Source organism: Rhodococcus artemisiae (assembly GCF_036327795.1).
In the GTDB taxonomy this organism is placed as follows: Bacteria; Actinomycetota; Actinomycetes; order Mycobacteriales; family Mycobacteriaceae; genus Rhodococcus; species Rhodococcus artemisiae.
On record NZ_JAUTXY010000026.1, the window covers coordinates 12,471 to 31,421 of the forward strand.

At 66.5% G+C, this 18,951-nt stretch carries 14 protein-coding genes and 2 pseudogenes; 7 read left to right on the top strand and 9 right to left on the bottom strand.

Annotated elements, in window-relative coordinates; all coding sequences use genetic code 11:
• The first annotated feature begins 5 nt into the window (after positions 1-5).
• From Q7514_RS31280 to Q7514_RS31295, 4 genes and pseudogenes are all read left to right on the top strand, one after another.
• Positions 6-536 carry an NAD(P)/FAD-dependent oxidoreductase gene (locus tag Q7514_RS31280; RefSeq protein ID WP_330137144.1) on the top strand — a complete coding sequence of 177 codons (531 nt, stop codon included), beginning with the start codon at positions 6-8 and terminating at the stop codon, positions 534-536.
• An 81-nt stretch (positions 537-617) separates the two neighbouring features.
• Positions 618-1,316, top strand: coding sequence for a GntR family transcriptional regulator (locus Q7514_RS31285; RefSeq protein ID WP_330137145.1), 699 nt, complete (start codon positions 618-620; stop codon positions 1,314-1,316).
• A gap of 96 nt (positions 1,317-1,412) precedes the next feature.
• Complete coding sequence (locus Q7514_RS31290; RefSeq protein ID WP_330137146.1) at positions 1,413-2,150, top strand: GntR family transcriptional regulator; 738 nt, start codon at positions 1,413-1,415, stop codon at positions 2,148-2,150.
• Positions 2,151-2,188: 38 nt separating this feature from the next.
• Positions 2,189-2,386 (top strand): annotated as a pseudogene (locus Q7514_RS31295) (transposase); the annotation flags it as partial.
• Between the two features lie 63 nt (positions 2,387-2,449).
• Here the strand turns inward: Q7514_RS31295 and Q7514_RS31300 are convergent.
• The 8 genes and pseudogenes from Q7514_RS31300 to Q7514_RS31335 all read right to left on the bottom strand — a co-directional run bounded on the left by Q7514_RS31300 (position 2,450) and on the right by Q7514_RS31335 (position 13,503).
• Complete coding sequence (locus Q7514_RS31300) at positions 2,450-3,271, bottom strand: fumarylacetoacetate hydrolase family protein (protein WP_330137147.1); 822 nt, start codon at positions 3,269-3,271, stop codon at positions 2,450-2,452.
• Positions 3,272-3,275: 4 nt separating this feature from the next.
• Positions 3,276-4,341, bottom strand: a pseudogene (locus Q7514_RS31305) (cupin domain-containing protein).
• Complete coding sequence (locus Q7514_RS31310; RefSeq protein WP_330137148.1) at positions 4,338-6,038, bottom strand: (2,3-dihydroxybenzoyl)adenylate synthase; 1,701 nt, start codon at positions 6,036-6,038, stop codon at positions 4,338-4,340. Before Q7514_RS31310 ends, Q7514_RS31305 begins: the two are co-directional and overlap by 4 nt.
• A complete protein-coding gene (locus Q7514_RS31315) occupies positions 6,035-8,155 on the bottom strand; it encodes an acetate--CoA ligase family protein (RefSeq protein WP_330137149.1) in 2,121 nt (706 codons plus the stop codon). The genes Q7514_RS31310 and Q7514_RS31315 overlap by 4 nt, the downstream gene beginning before the upstream one ends.
• Positions 8,152-9,849 (bottom strand): FAD-dependent monooxygenase, encoded by a 1,698-nt coding sequence (locus Q7514_RS31320; protein ID WP_330137150.1) that lies wholly within the window; start codon positions 9,847-9,849, stop codon positions 8,152-8,154. Before Q7514_RS31320 ends, Q7514_RS31315 begins: the two co-directional genes overlap by 4 nt.
• A complete protein-coding gene (locus tag Q7514_RS31325) occupies positions 9,842-11,653 on the bottom strand; it encodes an FAD-dependent oxidoreductase (RefSeq protein ID WP_330137151.1) in 1,812 nt (603 codons plus the stop codon). The genes Q7514_RS31320 and Q7514_RS31325 overlap by 8 nt, the downstream gene beginning before the upstream one ends.
• A 108-nt stretch (positions 11,654-11,761) precedes the next feature.
• Positions 11,762-12,622 (bottom strand): VOC family protein, encoded by an 861-nt coding sequence (locus Q7514_RS31330; protein WP_330137152.1) that lies wholly within the window; start codon positions 12,620-12,622, stop codon positions 11,762-11,764.
• Between the two features lie 38 nt (positions 12,623-12,660).
• Positions 12,661-13,503 (bottom strand): alpha/beta fold hydrolase, encoded by an 843-nt coding sequence (locus tag Q7514_RS31335; protein WP_330137153.1) that lies wholly within the window; start codon positions 13,501-13,503, stop codon positions 12,661-12,663.
• A 374-nt stretch (positions 13,504-13,877) separates the two neighbouring features.
• Here Q7514_RS31335 and Q7514_RS31340 point away from each other — a divergent pair, with 374 nt between their 5' ends.
• Positions 13,878-15,053, top strand: a complete 1,176-nt coding sequence (locus Q7514_RS31340) for a PucR family transcriptional regulator (protein WP_330137154.1) — start codon at positions 13,878-13,880, stop codon at positions 15,051-15,053.
• Between the two features lie 346 nt (positions 15,054-15,399).
• Here Q7514_RS31340 and Q7514_RS31345 read toward each other — a convergent pair whose 3' ends face one another.
• Positions 15,400-15,528 carry a hypothetical protein gene (locus tag Q7514_RS31345; protein WP_330137155.1) on the bottom strand — a complete coding sequence of 43 codons (129 nt, stop codon included), beginning with the start codon at positions 15,526-15,528 and terminating at the stop codon, positions 15,400-15,402.
• A 1,068-nt stretch (positions 15,529-16,596) separates the two neighbouring features.
• Here Q7514_RS31345 and Q7514_RS31350 point away from each other — a divergent pair.
• Complete coding sequence (locus Q7514_RS31350; RefSeq protein WP_330137156.1) at positions 16,597-17,007, top strand: hypothetical protein; 411 nt, start codon at positions 16,597-16,599, stop codon at positions 17,005-17,007.
• Positions 17,008-17,473: 466 nt separating this feature from the next.
• Positions 17,474-18,943, top strand: coding sequence for a ferritin family protein (locus tag Q7514_RS31355; RefSeq protein ID WP_330137157.1), 1,470 nt, complete (start codon positions 17,474-17,476; stop codon positions 18,941-18,943).
• Positions 18,944-18,951: the final 8 nt, after the last annotated feature.

An 18,951-nucleotide genomic window follows, 5' to 3' on the forward strand; every position in this document is an offset into this window, starting at 1 on the left:
CCGCGGTGCAGCGCGCGTTCCGGCGGCTCCTCGACGTCATCCTGTGGACGCTCACTTCGGTGATGCGCCGCGAACGGACCGCCCGGCTCCTCAACCCTATCGGCACCTGTTGGCTGGCCAGGCAGGTACCGGACCCGGCACTTCGCGCGGCCCTGACACCGAACTTCACGCTCGGATGCAAACGCCTCCTGCTGTCCAACACGTATCTCCCGGCGTTGACGAAGAGCAACGTCGAGTTGATTCCGCACGCCCTCGCCGAGGTCGACGGACGCGTGGTCGTCGGAGCCGACGGCACCCGCCGCGAAATCGACGTCATCATCTTCGGCACCGGCTTCGACGTGAGTCATCCACCGATCGCGAACCGGATCCGCGGACGCGACGGAACACTGCTGTCGGAGAAGTGGTCGAAGAGCCCCGAGGCCTACCTGGCCACCACGACGCCCGGCGCACCGAACGCGTCGTCGTTCTGCGGGGCAGCACGGTCGCCGACACTCTGGTTCACCCCGCAGTCCACAAGCCCCCGAGTCGCTACGTAGGATCGTATAATGTAACCGATATCCTGCAGATAGTATCTGTTACGGGGCTATTGTATTCAGAGTGGAATGGGGTCGACTGGCATGGCGTACACAGAGGCCGCCTATCCTGCAGCCAGAAAGGTCGCGCTCCCGAGCAGTCTGAAGCAAGTGGCGATGGACGAGATTCGGCGGCGCATCTTCGCAGGAGAGCTCCGAGCGGGGATGCGGGTCGATCAGGAATCTCTCGCCGAAGAGATCGGTATGAGCAGGATCCCCGTTCGAGAGGCCCTGGCCGCCCTCGTGGGCGAGGGAATCATCGAGATGATTCCGCGCCGGGGCGCCTTTGTCGTACCGCTCTCCCAGCAGGACATCCGAGACCACTACTGGATGCTGGCCTCCATCTCCGGTCGCGCCGCCGAGCGTGCCGCTCAGTACCTCTCCGATGCGGAACTGAACGAGCTCGAGGAACTTGCCGATGGAATGGAACGAGCCACCACCGAACAGGCCCGGGAGCAATTGAATTTCAGGTTTCACAGCTTGATCAATCATGCGGCGGCCTCTCCGCGTCTCATCGCAACCTTGAAGATGCTCGGCAGCCCCCTCCCACTCGGCTTCTACGAGTCCCACGCACGAATGGCCGCCGAAGCGGACGCGGAGCATCGAGACTTGCTCGATGCCTTGCGTTCACGCTCGGGACCCGACGCTCGACAGGCAATGAAACACCACTTTCTGCAAGGCGCAAACGAGGCCGTCGCGATGCTCGAGGAGCGCGGGTTCTGGGACGGTACCTCCGCGACATGAACCGACTTCCCCTCCAAAGTGGCGGCTTCCAGGTCCCGGCGTCAGATCGCCACCAGCCAACTCCCAGCGAGCTCGTTGATAGGCTTCGCTGCCGAAATGTTCTTCGAGCATCAAGGTGGGTACAGCGTGGTAACTAGCGAACAATCCCACCACACGACGTCGAGTGTTTCCTTGCCGACCAGCCTCAAGGAAGTTGCAACCCACGAACTTCGACGAAGAATCTTTGCAGGCCACCTGCGGCCCGGCGTCAAGATCGATCAAGACGCGCTTGCCGCCGAGCTTGGCATCAGCAAACTTCCTATCCGTGAAGCAGTCAGCGCCCTCGAAGGCGAGGGCTTCATCAACATCGCACCACGCCGCGGCGCCTACGTTGCATCCCTGTCACCGGATGACATCAGAGACCAGTACTGGATGCTCGGCGAGATCTCGGGCCTCGCCGCGGAGCGGGCCGCCCAGAACCTCTCAGAAACCGACTTCTCGACACTCCAGCAGCTCGCTACCGCCATGGAGTCCTGCGAGTCCGACGACGAACAGGAACAGCTGCACTTCGAGTTCCATCGTGTGATCAACATTGCGGCCAAGTCCAGTCGCCTGACGTCTGTGCTGCGAGTACTCGGAAGCTCCATACCTCGCGGGTTCGCCGAGTTCGACGCCGCCTCCGCCGAGCTCACACACCGCGAACACCGGAAGATCCTCAAACTCCTGAAGACTGGCAAAGGATCCCAGGCCCGAGTTGCTGTCGAAGATCACTTCGCACGACAAGCCGAGCAGACCGTGGCCATGCTCACCGAACGCGGATTCTGGGGCCTTGACCCCGGTTCTTGGACACGCTGAATCCAGCATCCGCTGGGGAAGCGAGATGATCTTCAGTCATGTCACGAAAGAACTACTCGGAGGAGTTTCGGCGCCAGGCGGTCGAGTTGTACGAGTCCACGCCGGGCGCGACGATTCGAGGTATCGCCGCTGATCTCGGGGTCGTGCGCGGCACCCTGACGGGCTGGATCGACCAATACGGGACCGGCACCAAAACCCACGTCGACGGCACCCGGGTGAACTCCCCGTCACGGCCGCACGGCGGGCAATTCGCAGCCGCGCGGGCGGGTCGAGATCGTTGAACCACACAGCCGACGCTCCTACTTCACGATCGTCTTGTTCCGCACCGAACCGAGTCCCTCGATGCTCACCTCGACGGTCTCCCCGCCCTGCACGTACCGGGCGGGCTTGCGGGCGTGACCGACGCCGCCGGTGGTGCCGGTGATGATCACATCGCCCGGCTGCAGCGTGACGATGTGCGAGATGTAGTCCACCAGCTTCGCCGGCGTGAACACCAGGTCGTCCGTGGTGGCCGACTGCATGACCTCGCCCTCGAGGCGGGTCTCGATCTTGGTGCCGAGCGTGTAGTCCGTGTCCAGGTGCGGACCGAAGCCGCTGGTCTTCTCGAACGTCTTGCCCTGGTCCCACTGCAGCGTGCGGTACTGGTAGTCACGCATCGTGTAGTCGTTGATGACCGAATAGCCGGCGATGTACTCGGCAGCGTCAGTCTCGGGCACCTGGTACGCCTGCTTGCCGATCACCACGGCCAGCTCGGCCTCCCAGTCGATCTGGCCGGCCGCGTATGCGGGAACGACCACGTCGTCGTACGGGCCGGTGAGGGCCTCCTTGAACTTCGAGAACAGGGTCGGGTACTCGGGCAGGTCCCGGCCCATCTCCTTGATGTGGGTGCCGTAGTTCAGGCCGACGCACACGATCTTGCCCGGGCTCGGGACGACCGGGGCGTAGTCGGCGCCGGTGAGGTCGACCGACATACCGGATGCCCTCTCGGACAACGCCTTCCAGTCAGGATCTGCCAGGAGCGCGGACAGGTCTGCGTAGCCGTCGATGACGGTACTGGAGGTGTCGGAATCGACGCGGACGGCGGCGGTGCCGCAGCCCTGGCGCAGGGTGGCAAGTCGCATGAGGTCAGGCTCCTTCGAGGATGTGGGCGCGGTGCAAGTGCAGGCGCTCGATGATCGGCGCATCGGAGAAGGCGAACAGGTCGACCCCGGAGTCGGTGTCCAGGGACCACTCCACCCAGGACGGCACGACGATCATGTCGCCCTTGCCGACGACGTGTTCGGTGCCGGGGAGCAGGAAACCGGCCCTGCCCCTCGAACACCTGGAACACCGTCGAGCCGACGTCGCGGCGCGCCCGGGTGTGCGCGCCGGCACGCAGGCGGTGGAACTCGGCCCGGATGGTCGGCATCACGTCGCCCCCGGTGGTGGGGTTGGTGTAGCGGACCGCGGCGTGACCGGGCTCCGGGGTCGCGGCGTGGCCCTCGTCCTCGAGCGCCAGCTGCTCGTCGAGTGCCCGGTCCGTGTGATCCCACCGATAGCACGCAATCGGCGAGCTCGTCTGCCTGTCCAGACCGACCAGCGGACGCAGACCCGGATGCGCCCACAGCCGTTCGGACCGCGAGATGTCCGGCGTCGACTCGTCGGTGACGCCGTTGGACCCGAACTCGAAGAAACCGGTGTCGGTGTAGTGCACGAACGGGATGTCCAGGCCGTCGAGCCAGGCCATCGGCCGGTCGGTCTCGTTGTGGTGGCCGTGGAAGTTCCAGCCCGGCGTCAGCAGGAAGTCGCCGCGACGCATCGCGACCGGATCACCGTTGACGACCGTCCAGACGCCCTCACCCTCGACAACGAACCGGAAGGCGTTCTGCGCGTGCCGGTGCTCCGGCGCGGTTTCCTTCGGACCGAGGTACTGGATCGCCGCCCACAGCGTGGGGGTCACGTACGGGACGCCGCCGAGACCGGGGTTCGCCAGGGCGATCGCCCGCCGCTCGCCGCCGCGGCCGACCGGCACCAGGTCGCCGGCGCGCTGCGCGAGCGGGTACAGAGTGGACCACTTCCACACGAACGGAACGGCCTTCGACATCGGGACCATCGACATCAGGTCACCGAGCTGCGTCCACAGCGGGTTGAGGTGCTCGGTTTCGAAGTCCGCGTAGAGTTGCGCGAGCTCGGGGTCGGGCTCGATGGTCATGATTGTTCTCCTCGGCTCGCGCTCTCGTGAGCGAGGCGGTCGCGGATGCGCTCCCGCAGGTCCTTCTTGTCGATCTTTCCGACCTTCGTCGTGGGCATCGCATCGACGATCTCGACCCGTTCGGGCCTCTTGTATCGGGCGACCCCCGCCGCGTCCATGGCGGCGACGACGTCGTCGAGTTCGACCCGGTGGCCGGGCGTGAGGGTGAGGTAGAGGCACACCCGCTCGCCGAGGCGCGGATCGGGCATCGCGACCGCGGCGGCCATGTCGACACCGTCGAGTTGGTAGGCGAAGTTCTCGACCTCCTCGGCGGAGATCTTCTCGCCGCCACGGTTGATCATGTCCTTGTCCCGACCGGCGACGACGAGGTTGCCATCGGGGCGGCGGATGACGATGTCACCGCTGGCGTACCAGCCGTCCACGGTGAAGGCCCGGACGTTGTGGTCGGGAGCGCGGAAGTAGCCACGCGGGGTGTACGGGCCGCGGGTCAACAGGGCTCCGGGCGTGCCATCGGGCACCGGCTGCCCGGCTTCGTCGACGATCGCGATTTCGTCGGCCTCACTGACCGGACGCCCCTGGGTGTTGACGACCACCTCGGAGTCGTCGTCGAGGCGGGTCATGTTGATCAGCCCCTCCGCCATCCCGAAAACCTGCTGCAGCCTGGCTCCGAGCACCGGTTCGACGCGGGCGGCGAGCTCGTCCGGCATGCGTGATCCGCCCACCTGCAGCACCGCGAACGAGTTTCCTCGCAGGGTTCCGTGTTCACGCTGGTGCTCGATCCAGGCCTGCGCGACCGCGGGGACCGCGGCGGCGACGGTCACCGCTTCCGCGTCGATGGTACGCAGAGCCCGTTCCGGCGCCGGCGAGGAGAGCATCACGGTGCGGCCGCCGACGAACAGCGCGCCGAGGATGCCTGGGCAAGCCAACGGGAAGTTGTGGCTACTGGGGAGGGTGCCGAGGTAGACGGTGTCCGCGTCGAAGCGGGACACCTCACAGCAGGCCCGGATGTTGTAGGCGTAGTCGTCGTGGGTGCGGAGGATCAGCTTCGGTAGGCCGGTTGTGCCACCGGAGAGCAGGAAACAGGCGATGTCACTTCCGGACGGTTCGTACTCGCTCGAGGCGAACCGGGCGGTGGTGGCGAGCCCGGAGGCCAGGCTGTGTTCGGGAACAGCGGCCTCGCCGAGGGCCGATGTGAAGTCGCCGTGCACGATCACCGACCGGATCGTCGGTACGTCGGCGGCGACCTGCTGTGCAACCTCGCGTAGGTCGGTGTCCCGATCGCAGTCGGGGACGACGAGCGCCACGCTCTCCGACAGTGCCGCCAGGTGCGTCAGCTCGTGGCGGCGATGCGCGGGCAGCGCCATCACCGGGATCACCCCGATCCGGAAGCACGCGAGGGTGAGGGCGACGAACTCCCAGCAGTTCGGCAGCTGGACCAGAATGCGGTTACCGGGGGTGATCGACAGGTCGAGCAGGTACTGCGCGAGCGCGGCCGATCGGTCCCACAGCTGCCGGTAACTCAGGCGGGTGTCCCCGTCGACGAGGGCTTCCCGATCTGGATGTGCGGCAACGTGGTCGGCGACGTAGGAGCCGAGCGATCGCCCCTGCCAATAGCCTTCGGTGCGGTACCGGGCGGCGAGGTCTGCCGGCCAGTGCACCACATCCTCGGTGGCCGGGGACGAGGTGGGGGTAGTCATTGCGGTCGACCTTCGGTCGCCTGCTGCCTTTCGGCCTCGAGGTCGCTGCACGGCAGGACGACCGCGTCGAGGGCGATCAGGCCCTGGGCCGTGAGGCGAAGCGGATTGATCTCGACGTCGCCGACCTCGGGGTGGTCGGCGACGAACCGTGCGAGAGCGACCGCGACCCGGGCGAATTCACGGCGATCGAGGACCGGTCCGCCTCGCCAGCCATCGAGTACGGCGGCGCTTGCCAGGTCGTCGAGCATCGCCTCGGCGCCCCCGGGCGTGATGTCCTGGCTGCGGATCGCGATGTCACCGATCGCCTCGGCGGAGGTTCCGCCGACACCGGCGACCACAATCGGCCCGAAGACGGCGTCGCGGCGCACGCCGAGGAACAGGTCCACGCCCGGCTCGGCCATCCTCTCGATCAGGTAGGCGGGTGCGCCGATCCGGTCGAGCGCGTCCAGTGCGTCGTCGAGTTCGGCGGCGGTGTGGATTCCCAGGTGCACTCCCCCGATGTCGGTCTTGTGAATCACGGTGGCGTCGAGTGTCTTCACCGCGACCGGGCATGCCAACTCGTCGAGCGCCCGGTGCGCGGCAGCGCGATCGTGGCACGCGCGGCGCCGCGGGGTGCGGATCCCGACGGTGTCGAGGATGTTCTTGGCGCCGTGCTCGTCGATCGGGAAGGACGGGCCCGCGTCGAGGTCGGCCATGTCGTCGGTACGGGGCGGGGAGGCCATGAACCGGGCACGCGCGTCTTGCACCAGTGCCCGCACCCCGGTGGCCAGCGCCGTCGGGCTCGCGAGGACGGGCACACCGATGTCTTCGGCCGCGGCCGAAGACTCTGCGATCGAGTCGGCCGGCCCCCCGACACCAACGACGACGGGAAACCGGGTCGCCACCGCGGACTGCCGCACCGCGGCGGAGAGGTCGATCGCCCCGGGTTCGGCCAGCGCGTAGACGGCGAGCGCGTCGATCGCCGGGTCGGCTGCCGTCGTGGTAAGGACCTCGGCGAAGGTGGCTCCCGGTCGCCCCGTGTCGACCGGGTTTGCCTGGAACGTCATCGGCGGTAGCAGGTCACCGATCTCGCGCTGCGTCGACTCGGCGAGAGGCGGCACCCTGATGCCGTGCGCGCGCAGCGCGTCGAGGATCACCAGACCCGGCCCGGCCTGAGCGGTGACGAGCCCGATGCCGGGCGCCGCGGCAGCGGGCAGCCGGGTGCGGCTGAGGACAGCGAGCGCGTCGACGAGTTCGTACTCGGTGTCGACGACCACCGCACCGGCCTCGGCGAGTAGGGAGCGGGTGACCTTCCACGACGTTGCCAGCGCCCCGGTGTGAGACTCGGAGAACGCCGCGACATCGGCGCGGCCGACCACGAGCGCGACGACCGGCTTGCAGGCCGTGACTGCGCGGACGGCGTCGAGCAGGGCGCGCCCGTCGGCGACCGACTCGACGTGCAGCGCGACCGCCGTTGTCGAGTCATCGGCGCACAGGTAGTCCAGGACGTCGGCGCTCGTCACGTCGACGCAGTTGCCGAGACCCACACCGAGACCGATCCCCACGCCCCGCTCCGACAGCAGGAACGACAAGGCGTGGTTCATGCCGCCGCTGGCCGAGACGACGGCGACGGTGCCCGGCCTGATGTGTTCGACGGTGGGCACGAAGCTGACTCGGGTGCCGGACCCGGGGCGGAAGAATCCCGAGGTGTTCGGGCCCAGGACCCGGATGCCGGTTGTCGCCCGGATCCGTGCCAGCTCCCGCTGGGCGGCGACCCCTGCGGGTCCTGCCTCGGCGAATCCGCCGGAACAGATCACGGCGGCACCTGCACCGGAGTCGGCGGCCGCCCGCAGGGCCGCGGGCGTCGCGGCCGCGGGAACGCACAGGACGGCGAGGTCGATGGGTGTGCCGTGAGCCGCCGCGGCGGCCTCGATCGAGGGATGGAAGCCGGCCGACTCGACCCTCGGGTTGATCGGGTACACGGGCAGGGCGCCGCCGCTTCCGCGGGCGATCGCCTCGACCATCACCGAGCCGAGCTTGCCCGGCGAGGTCGAGGCCCCGACGACCGCGATCGAGCCGGGGGCGAAGAGTCGGTCGAGCTGGTGGAGCGACGGGATCGATTGGTGGATAGCAGTCATCGGAGGACCTCGGTGGCGGTGGGTGTCGAGGGGTCGTCTTCGACGGCGACGGCGTCGGCTCGGCCCGAAAGGACAAGGGTGTACGCGTTGTCGTTCATGTCGACCGACCGTCGGGCGCGTACCGCCTCCAGGCTCTCGACGAGCACCGCCGGGATGCCGTGGCGGAACCGGATTCGTTCGGCGCACAGAACTCTGGTCAGCGCGGTGCCGCCGCGCACGGCCACCGCGTGCGGCCGGGCCGCGCACAGGTGGTCGATCCGGTCCCGGTCTTCCACGGTGAGTGAGGTGGAGTCGTGTGTGGGGGCAATCAGGACCGCGACCGCCGAGTGGCTCAACGCGTCGTCCGGGCCGGCGGGCACGGAGGTGCTACCGTCGCCGAGCAGCAGCGTGCCGTTCGGCCCGTCCGCGGCTGTCAGCAGCCGCGAGGACAGCTGGTGGTCCCCGATCCGCAGAGGGGTGCGTAGCGGGTCGTTGCCGTGTCGCTCGAGCCACCGCCGCCGCAACCTGCCGACGAACTCGGGGTCACGGACCCGGATCTTCTCCGCCGAGATGGCCCGGGTGAAGAAGTGGGCCCCGAACTGCCAGGGTTCGAGCGCGCGCTGGTAGTCGGAGAAGTGGTCCCACCACGACAGGCTCGGCAGGGCAGAGTCCTGGATCCGGGTCACCCGGGGTCGACGTGCAGCCTCGAACCGGTCGAGCGCCGTGTCGAGCTCTCCGGGGTGGGCTGCCAAGGCTGCCGCCAGGGCCGCCGCGTCTTCCATCGCCATCTTGGTGCCGGAACCGACCGAGAAGTGCGCGGTGTGCACGGCATCGCCGAGCAGGACTACAGGGGTTCCGGCGGCGGCGCGGGTGGACCAGTGCTCGGTGCGTCGGGTACGAAAGTTGGCCCACCGGGAATTGTTCGCCACCAGCGGGTGTCCGTCAATGCGGTCGGCGAACAGCTTCTCGAGGTACCGCTGCGTCTTGAGGTCCGACGCTCCGGGCAGCTGGGCGGTGTCGAACTCGTCGAGGCCGGCGCGCCGCCAGGTGTCCTCGTCCGTCTCGACGATGAAGGTGCTCAGCCCGGAACCGATGGGGTAGGCGTGCACCGCGAAGTTGCCGTGCTCGCTGCGCTCGTGCAGGAAGGTCAGCCCGTCGAAGTCGTACGTGGTGCCGAACCAGATGAACTTCACCGATGCCTCGTCCACCGTGTGCCCCAGCCGGTCGACGAAGCGTTCCCGCACGATGGAGTTGGCGCCGTCGGCCCCCACGATCAGGTCGAAGCTCCCGCCGGCGTCGAGTTCGTCGACGGTGACCGGCGATTCGAAGTGCAGTCGCGCGCCCAGCTCGGACGCCCGCTCGTGCAACGCCTCCAGCAGGACACGGCGGTGGATGGCGGACATACCGTTTCCACCGGCGGACACCACCTCGCCGTTGCTGTGGACCGCGATCCGGTCCCAGCGGCGTCCGTCCGCGGCGAGCGCGTCGCGTAGCACCGGATCGACCCGATCGATCGCATCCAGGGTGGCGTCCGAGAACACCACACCGAACCCGAAGACGTCGTCCGCACGGTTCCGCTCGTAGACGTCGATGGTGGCGTCAGGAAGGGCGTGTGCGAGCGCGATGGCCGCGAACAGCCCGCCCGGTCCCCCACCGACGCACGCGACACGCAGCGGCGACGTGCTGTCAGTTCTCTGCGCTGTCGTCTCAAGCATCGACTGCAACCTTCACGCCGTCGTCGGTCGCGGCCGACGAACCGGAGCGCAATCCGAGGATCTGTTCGAGCGCATCGCCCAGTGCCGCGGCCGGGTTCGCAGGCAGCGTGGCCGCTCGCCAGCCGACGATGTGGTCGGGGCGAACCAGGATGGCGCCGTCCTCCTCGACCTCGGACTGGGCGGCGTAGTCGCCGTAGCTGTCCTCGTAGTCGCCGCCGTGACCGATGGTGTGGACCCGGATCGGGACCCCCAGTCGCTCGGAGATCTCGCGCGCTGCGTCCCGCCACGCACCGCCGCTGACTCCGGTCAGCAGCGAGAAACCGCCCTTGCCGCACAGGTCGAAGGTGGAGACCCGCTGTTGGTCACGCGTGACCCACAGGTGCGGCAGGTGTCGGCCCGGCCGGGTGGTCGCGAAGTGGTAGAGCTCCTCGTCCCGCGGGGCGTCCGAATCCGGCGTCCCGTCCGGTACGACCGCGTTCGACCGGTAGTTCTGGTTGGTCTCGACCCCGTGCGTGTTGAAGCACATGATCGTGTCCTGGAGCGCGGAGTCGAACGCGCGACGACGCTCCCACGCTGCCGTTGTCGGCTCGGACAGCGCGGCGAGCGCGTTCTGCATCGACTGTGCGTCCGGTGTCCTCGGCAGGTTCAGTGCCTGGAAGATCGGCGGCATGAGACCCTCGCTGCGGCTGGCCCTGTCGACGATCTGCCGGCCGACCGGGACCCGCTCCTCGCGGTAGCTGTCGAGCAGGGTGGGCGCCGCCTGACCGCGCAGGACCAGCGCCAGCTTCCAGCACAGGTTGTAGCTGTCCTGAATCGAGGTGTTCGAGCCGAGGCCGTTCATCGGCGAGTGCCGGTGCACCGCGTCGCCGACGCACATGACCCGGCCCTTCGTGTTGTCCTCCGCGTAGACCTGGTTGACCGCCCAGGTGGACATGGACTCGATCTTGACCGGGACGCTGTCGTCGCCGATGAGTTGATGGGCGATCCGGATCCCGTCCGCCTCGGTGAGCGAGGGGGTGCCGGCGGTGACGTCGTACCCCCACACGCCGATCCATTTCGCCCAGGGGCGGACCATCCGGAGCACGCCGATGCCACCGCCGCCGTGCCCGACCCCGGGCTGGACGAACCAGTACATATCGCCGGGGCGGTGCTCGACGAAGCGGGTGAGGTCGGCCTCGAACACCACGTTGATGGAGCCGCCGCTCCCCATCTCACCGACGAGCGGCAGGCCCAGCTGCTTGACGACCGTGGAGTTTCCACCGTCCGCACCGATCAGGTACTTGCTGCGGATGTGGTACTCGGTGCCCGCCAGCCGGTCCCGCACGCGGGCCGTCACGCCGTCGTCGTCCTGCGTAAACGTCAGCAGCTCGGTGTCGAATCGGACGGAACTGCCCCGCGAGGACGCGGCGCCCACAAGGATCGGCTCGAGCAGGTCCTGCGGCAGGTCGCACACCGAGCAGGGGCTGGCCAAGTCGTGCTCGGCCTTGAAATGCGGATGGGTGTACCAGGTTCGTAGCCGCCCGAGTTCGTCGCCCGCGAGGCTGGTGGCGTAGACGTGCTCCCCCATCAGGTGCTGCGGGGTCGCCTGCCGGATCACCTCGCCTTCGAGCCCGAGGTCCCGGAACACCTCGACCGTCCGCTGGTTGGTGATGTGCGCGCGCGGCGAATTCGACACGCTGCCGTACTTGTTGAGGACAATGTTGTCGATTCCGTAGGTCGACAGCAGGGCGGCGGCGGCCGCCCCTGCCGGCCCGGCGCCGACGATGAGGACTTCGGTTTCCACGGTGGTGGCGGGGGTATCCATGTCTATAGCTCCTTGGGCGATGCGTGTGTCCCGATCCGGGATTCGGTTGCGGTGGGAGGGGATGTCGCGCCTCTACCGGCTACCCGGTCCGCAGCAAAGGTGTGCGGTTCAGTGGCGGTGGCCCCAGAGGTCGGGCCCGGGGATCTCCGTGACCTCCCAGGTCTCGTCGTCGATGAGGACGCCACCGAAGCCGAACTCGGTGTGGACCCCGACCGGGGACTGCGCGTAGAACGAGAACACCTTGTCGTTGGTGTGGCGACCGAGGGTCATCGCGACGGGTACCTCGCGGTCGAGGACGAGGTCGTAGGTGCGGCCCACCTGGTCCATGTCCGGCACCTCCAGCATGAAGTGATGTAGGAACGGCTCGTTGATCCCGAAGAACGGGCCGTCGACGAACGCGATGCTGTGGTGGCGCGGGTTGGTGTGCATGAACGTCGCCTGGAAGGGCTTGCGCATCGTGTCACTGATCTTGAAGCCGAGCACCTCGGTGTAGAAGCGCTGCTGCACCTCGATGTCCGGGCTGGCCAGCACCACGTGTCCGAGGCCGAGGTCACCGGTGACGAACCGCTCGACGTCGCGGGCGGAGGTGAACTCGCCCTCGCCGGCCGCGGGACCGTGGTAGAGCTCGACCCGGTTTCCTGCCGGGTCGAGGAAGTGCGTCATGCCAGCGACCCTGCGGATCTCGAGCTCCCGGTCGGTCGCCTCGACGGCGCGAACGCCGTTGTTGCTGAGTTCGTCCATCGCGGCGCTCAGTGCGTTGGCGTCCTCGACTTCCCAGCCGTAGTAGGCGCCGCCGTCGCGGTCCGACGCCTCGACGGTGACCCGGTGGTGCCGGTCGTCGATGCGGAAGTGGGTGGTGCCGTCCTCTCCGGCGACCTGCTGCATGCCGAGGATGTCGGTGGCGTACGCGGTGAACGCGTCGGGTTCGCGGGCGGAGAGGCCGAGGTAGCCGAGCTGCTTGATGTCCATGGGCGTCGGATTCCGATCTCGTGTTGGGTGGGCGACTGTCAGTACTTGTCGGCGAGGAAGTCGAGAAGCAGGGCGGCGTAGCTGCGCCGGCGTTCGACCTGCACCCAGTGGCCGCAATGGTTGAAGATGTGCAGCTGCGCGTTGGGCAGGTGCTGCTGCAGGTAGACGCTGGAATCGGGGGTGACGAAGCGGTCCTCGCGGCCGTGCACGATCAGGAACGGGTGCGGCATCCGGCGCAGGGCCGACTGCGGTACCTTCATCTCCGTCGGCGACGACGAGAAGAAGCATTCGTACGAGCGGCGGACCTCGGGGCGCATGACCTCGTTGTGGCGCTCGGCGACGATCTCCGGGATCGACCGTCCCAGGGCGTTCTCGTCGTAGACGAACCACTTCGTGAGGTTCTCCAACGCGCTGATCGAGGGGTCCTTGTAGAAGCTGACCATCCGGATGACCTCGGGGGTCGGATGCGATTCGCCTCCCGCACTGCCCATCAACGAGATGCGGTCGAAGCGTTCTGGGGCGGTCATCACCAGGTGCATCGCGACGGAGCCACCCATCGAGTTGCCGACCAGGTGCGCCCGTTCGATGCCGAGCGCGTCCATGGTGGCGAGCACCTGCTCGACGCGCATGCGGATCCACCCGGTGAGGCTGCCGGGCATGCCCTCCGGGTGGTCGGTGCGGCCGTAGCCGACGAGATCCGGTGCGATGACGCGGTATTCACCGGCGAGCTCCGAAATGAAGTCGTACCAGTTCGACTTCGCGTTGGCACCCGGGCCGCCGCCGTGCAGGAGGATGATGGTCTCCCGGCCTTCGTCGCCGCTGTCCCACAGGTGGGTGTTGTAGCCGTTGGTCTCGACGGTGCGCTGGGCAATTTCGGTCATGGAATCGAGTTCCTCTCGTGTCACGTCTGCGGGTCCGGCGACGAGGGGTTGTCGCCCCCGGAACGGGGGAAGATCGGTGGCATCGAATTGGCGTCACCAAGATCGGGGATCGACGGTTGCCGTGATCACATCCACGTTCGGATGCGATGTGTGACCCACGCTATCCGGGCTGAGCGCTGGTGCGCTTCGGACGAGATGTCGCCGGTTCGGGCGGAATTTTCGACACCGTGTCGGAGGACTTGTCGTGCACGATCCCGCAGGATGGGGTCCGACACGATGCCGGAAGCCCTGGTCCGGTCCGGCGCGGGCCGCCCGATTCACCCGCCGCGCCGGTACGGGGCGATCCGACACCACGACGGAGGAGAGGAACCGCCTTGAGCCTCGACGACAGCGTTCAAGATCTGGCAGACCGCCTGGGCACGCCTCTCGTCGTGCTCGACCTGGAACTGAAGGTCGTGGCATACAGCATCCACGACACCGCCGTACGCCGGGCGCGGCTCGGCCGGCTCCTCGCGGGCTCGGCAGCTCCCGTCACCGACTCCGTGGTGAGGGTGCACGGGCTGCGCACCGCCACCCACCCCGTGCGGGTTCCGGCCGATGCCAACCGCGAAGCCCTGGTCGTGACGCCGCTGCGGCACGACAAGCGACCGCTCGGCTACCTCTACTTCGTCGACGACCGGCCGTCCCCGGACAGATCCGCCGCCGAGGAGGCGTCCGCGCTCGAGTCCGCGTGTCCGGAGATCGCGATGCTGCTGTCCCTGAAGCTGTCGGAGGCTCGCCACAGCGGGGAACATTCACGTTTCGTGCTCGCAGCACTCCTCGGTGACTCCGTCGTCGAACGACGACACGCCGCAGCAACCCTGCTGCAGGAAGGGCTGATCGAGGATGTCGACCAGTACTCGGTTCTGGTCTTCCGCGCCCCAGACCTGGCACCGCGCTCCGTGACCCGGCTGGCAGTCGAGGAAACACTCGAGTTCACGAGCCGGTCGACGACCGTCAAGATTGTCGGCGCAGTACTAGGCACCGACGGGATCGTGCTGTTTCCACGCCCGGTCAACAAAACTCGACTCGGACAGATCCTGGCGTCCGCCGACCTCGAGCAGGTCACAGCCGGAGTGGGCGGCGTCAAGCGCTCGCTCAACGAGGCCGTCGATTCCTTCCACGAGGCTCAGATCGCCTGCCGCGCATCGACGCTCGATGCGCGGCGGTACGGGCGGGTTGCCTTCTGGGACGGCCTGGGTCTCGACCGCCTACTGCTGCAACTCCCCTTGGACCGCCTGACTCCGAACGACCTCCCTCCCGGGGTACAGCGCCTGCTCGCAGCACCCAACGGGCGCGAACTTGCCTCGACACTCGAGACCTACCTCGACAACGGCGGCGAGGTTCAGCGCACCGCCCAGCACCTGAACGTCCACCGCAGCACGCTGTACTACCGACTGGACCGCATTCGTGAGGTCACCGGCTGCGAACTCTCCGACGGCGTGACCCGACTGGACCTGCACGCCGGGTTACGGGTCGCCCGCCTCTCAGCCCTGTGGCTCCGTGGGTGAGAACTCGGCCGCGCCACCGCAGCACCTCCCGGGTGGTCCCGCACCAGGGGCTACGGTCGCCACGTTCGGTATGTCCCCGGCCTCGAAAAGTGGGCGGAAAGGGCCGGTGGCCGGGTTTGGGGCTCATCGGGAGTGCCTTGATTCGCCCCTGAAGCCGCTCACCGGACTCGGATGGCGCGCTCGCAGTGCCTGCCGCACCTTGGTGCCGGTACCCGATATTACGACGTTTACCCTGGCAGGGTCGGTTTTGTGCTACCGGTCAGCCGACGATCAGCCCGAAGTCCGCCCAGAGCGAGTCGGCGGGTATTAACGCTGTTTCCGCGGGTCTGTTGTTGTAGGCCCGCACTCACATGCCTTCGGCGTCGTCGGCGGCGACGTTGTCCACCGCGATCTCCGTCAGCCTGTTCTGCTTGAGCAGATCCAGTGGCGACTGTCCGTCGAACAGCTCGCTCGGGCTGATCCACCACGAGGCCACACCCCGGATCACCGACCGCGCCCAACCGCACGTTGGCGTACGCGACGATCGGTTTCACCTCGTGACGCTGTTCATCGAACTGGAATTGCGGGTAGTGGTAGTCGAGGCGCTGGCCGAGCGACAGACCCAGGACCTTGCTCGCCTCCCGCAGTCGCTGGGCGGTACTCCGGGGCTCCGCGCTGGGCGCGACGATGCGCCCGACCTCCCCCACCTTCACGGTGTCGAGAGCGCGGAGAATCGACCCCTTCCTGCGGGCTTCCTCGGAGCGCCGCGATGCCCGTGTCGGGGGGCTGGCCATCGAACCGATCCACGCCCGCCCCGAGGAGCCGTGGACCGTCAGCGAACTGGGCACACTTCGTCGGCGCCAGCGTGCGCATCATGCAGGACGGATTTACGCGGTACACGGTCACTCACCGCTGACCTTCTCCGAGGAATCCAGCTCGAACACACCCATCAGGACCTGATTCAGGCCGGATCCGTTCCAGGATGCGGTCGCCCATATGGTCTACCGCTGGGGTTTCCGACACCTCGGCCGATATACCGACAACCGAAGGCGGGCAACCGCCGACGCAAAACCCTGCAAGGAACGTAGTAAACGACAAACCCCGCGATTCCGAAGTCTCTGCGCGATCCGGACAGTCCCTGCGCACGGTGGACAGTCACCGACGTGTGACGCATCTAACGTCTTGCCACAGGAGCGAGACACAATGGGACGTAGCTATGAAAGAAGATCGAGCGTCATGGCGATATTCCGTCAAGCCCCGACACGGTACAAAACGCCGCGCCGGCACACCAACGCCCCTTCCGGTCATGGATTGACGGAGAACGCGCATTGGTTGGACGGATCGAGCCGCCTGGTCCGGGACCCGCGAAGGACTTGATTGACAACGGAGGACTGGTACGTGCAATGACGGCCATTTGGTCGCATGCCGATCCGCGGCGCGACTGCCGAAGCGTGCGAATTACTCTGTGTACCTGTGTAATCGTCCCGCTTCATGTGCATTCCCGGCGTTCCCCGCATGGATCAGACTCGATAGGACTGCCGACCTGAGAAAAAGGAGGATTCATATGGCTGTCACCAGCGTCACGTCACCCGGCGAAAACTCCACACACCTCGCCTCCCCTGTGGCGCTCACGATGCGTGAAATTGACATCGGGACAACTGAAATCCTTCTGGCAGGTGAGATTGTCGGCGAGGATGGCATCGCGGTGCCCGGCGCCGTCGTCGGAGTGTGGGGTGTACTTCTCGACGCCGAACCCGAGGGAGGATTCGAGATATTGGCGCATGGTTCATGTGCCGGCACCAATGTGATCGAGATATACGTGAGTGCGCCCGGATACGACCGGTGCGAGTTCTCGCTGGTCGTCGACGACACCCTCCCCATCGGCGAAGCCGAGGTTGCTATTCGACCATCCCGCCTCGGGGACGGCACGCTCGTTGTGCTGCACACCTTCGTCATACATCGAACGCACGGATAGGCGGGATCAGATCGGCGAGAACTACCGACTGCGCATTCGGTCACCTCGGGTGACTGAAGTCGCCCGCGGCACTCTTGCTGCATTTGATTTGACAGTGGGATACGTACGAGAATCGAACGCAGCAATCGTTACGCAACCGTTCGCTGCAGGGCGTAAGCCCCGATAGAACAAGAGACGTCGCCTTGGCTGATTCCCCCTAGGCCACACCGGAAGCGCCTGGGTCGGCATGCAGCTCGGACGGCCCAATCCGCCGGATCTGTGCCTTCTACTTGTCGGACGCATTCGACGAACGTTCTCTTTCACATCACCAATACGAGCCCGATGCAGGGCACCCGCGCCCGAGGCCATGAGACTCCCCCACAGCGGACGTGGATCTCGCCGCCTCCGGTCCGCACAACAAGAAGAAGGGTAAGGACACAACATGCCACAATTGGCGCGATCCGAATGGTACGACCTAACGCGGGACATGAACTGGACACTCCGATATGTCGAGGAAGACCAGGTGTGGCCGCAGGTTCAGTCCAACAGTTACGGCGTACCTGCGGAACAGTGGTGGACCTGGGACGAACCGTACAAGATCACATATCCGGAGTACGTCCACAATCAGGTCGACAAAGACGTATCGGTATACGCAGTGAATTCCATACTCGCCCGGTCGGCGATGTACGAAAGCCTCGACCCCGGATGGAAATCGGCGATCCTAGCGCACTACGGTGCCATCGCAGTTCCTGAGTATCTCGCCGGTATCGGTGAAGCCCGCATGGGGCGGTTCGGTCGTTGTGCCGCGTGGCGGAACATGGCCACCTACGGGACGCTCGACGAGACCAGGCACGGCCAGATCCAGACATTCGTTCCCCACGGACTGCTGGCAAAGGAACCTCGAGCAGACTGGGCGCACAAGGCGCTTCATACGAACGAATGGGGCGCGATCGCAGCGCGCAGCCTCTTCGACGACATGTTCACGGCTAATGACGCTGTATCCACGGCCATCCAGCTGACCTTCACCTTCGAGACCGGGTTCACGAACCTGCAGTTCCTCGGAATGGCCGCCGACGCGATGAAGGTCGGCGATGTCGATTTCGCATCCTTGATCTCGTCGATCCAAACGGACGAGGCCCGGCATGCTCAGCAGGGGGAACCGACGATCAAGGTCCTCATCGCCAACGGCCAAGCGGACATCGCGCAAAAGCTCGTCGATCATATGTTCTGGCGCACCTGGCACATCTTCGCTCTGCTGACCGGTTTGTCAATGGACTACTACACGCCCCTTGAGCACCGCAAGCATTCGTTCAAGGAGTTCATGAGCGAGATGGTGATCAAACAGTTCATGGACCAGTTCCGAGACTTCGGGCTCGAGGTTCCGTGGTATTGGAAGGACTACTTCCTCGAGGAGTTGGACTGGTATCACCACGGCCTTCATCTTGGCGTATGGACGTGGCGACCGACCGTCTGGTGGAACCCTGATGCAGGTGTCTCGCCCGAGGAACGCGTATGGCTCGAGGAGAAGTACCCCGGCTGGAACGATACGTTCGGCAAGCAGTGGGACGTCATCACGGAGAACGTCCGCGCCGGCAAGACCGAACTCACACTGCCAGAAACGTTTCCGATGGTCTGCAACATGTGCCAGATCCCGCTCGTCAACCCAGCCGGATTCCTAGTCGGCAAGTTGGACACCCCCGAGCCGCTGATGGTCGACACGGAGGATCGGCGCCTCGTTTTCTGTTCAGAACCATGCAAGTGGGTCTATGAGCAGAACCCGGAGCGCTTCGCCGGGCAACTCACGATCATCGATCGCTTCTTGAGCGGGGTCATCCAGCCACCGACTATCGACGGCGCCCTGGACTACATGAGTCTGTCTCCGGAGGAACAAGGACAGGACGCAACGAACTACGCGTGGGCGTTCGCCGGCCAACCCGGCAGCGGCCGCTTCAGCTGAAAGAAGGG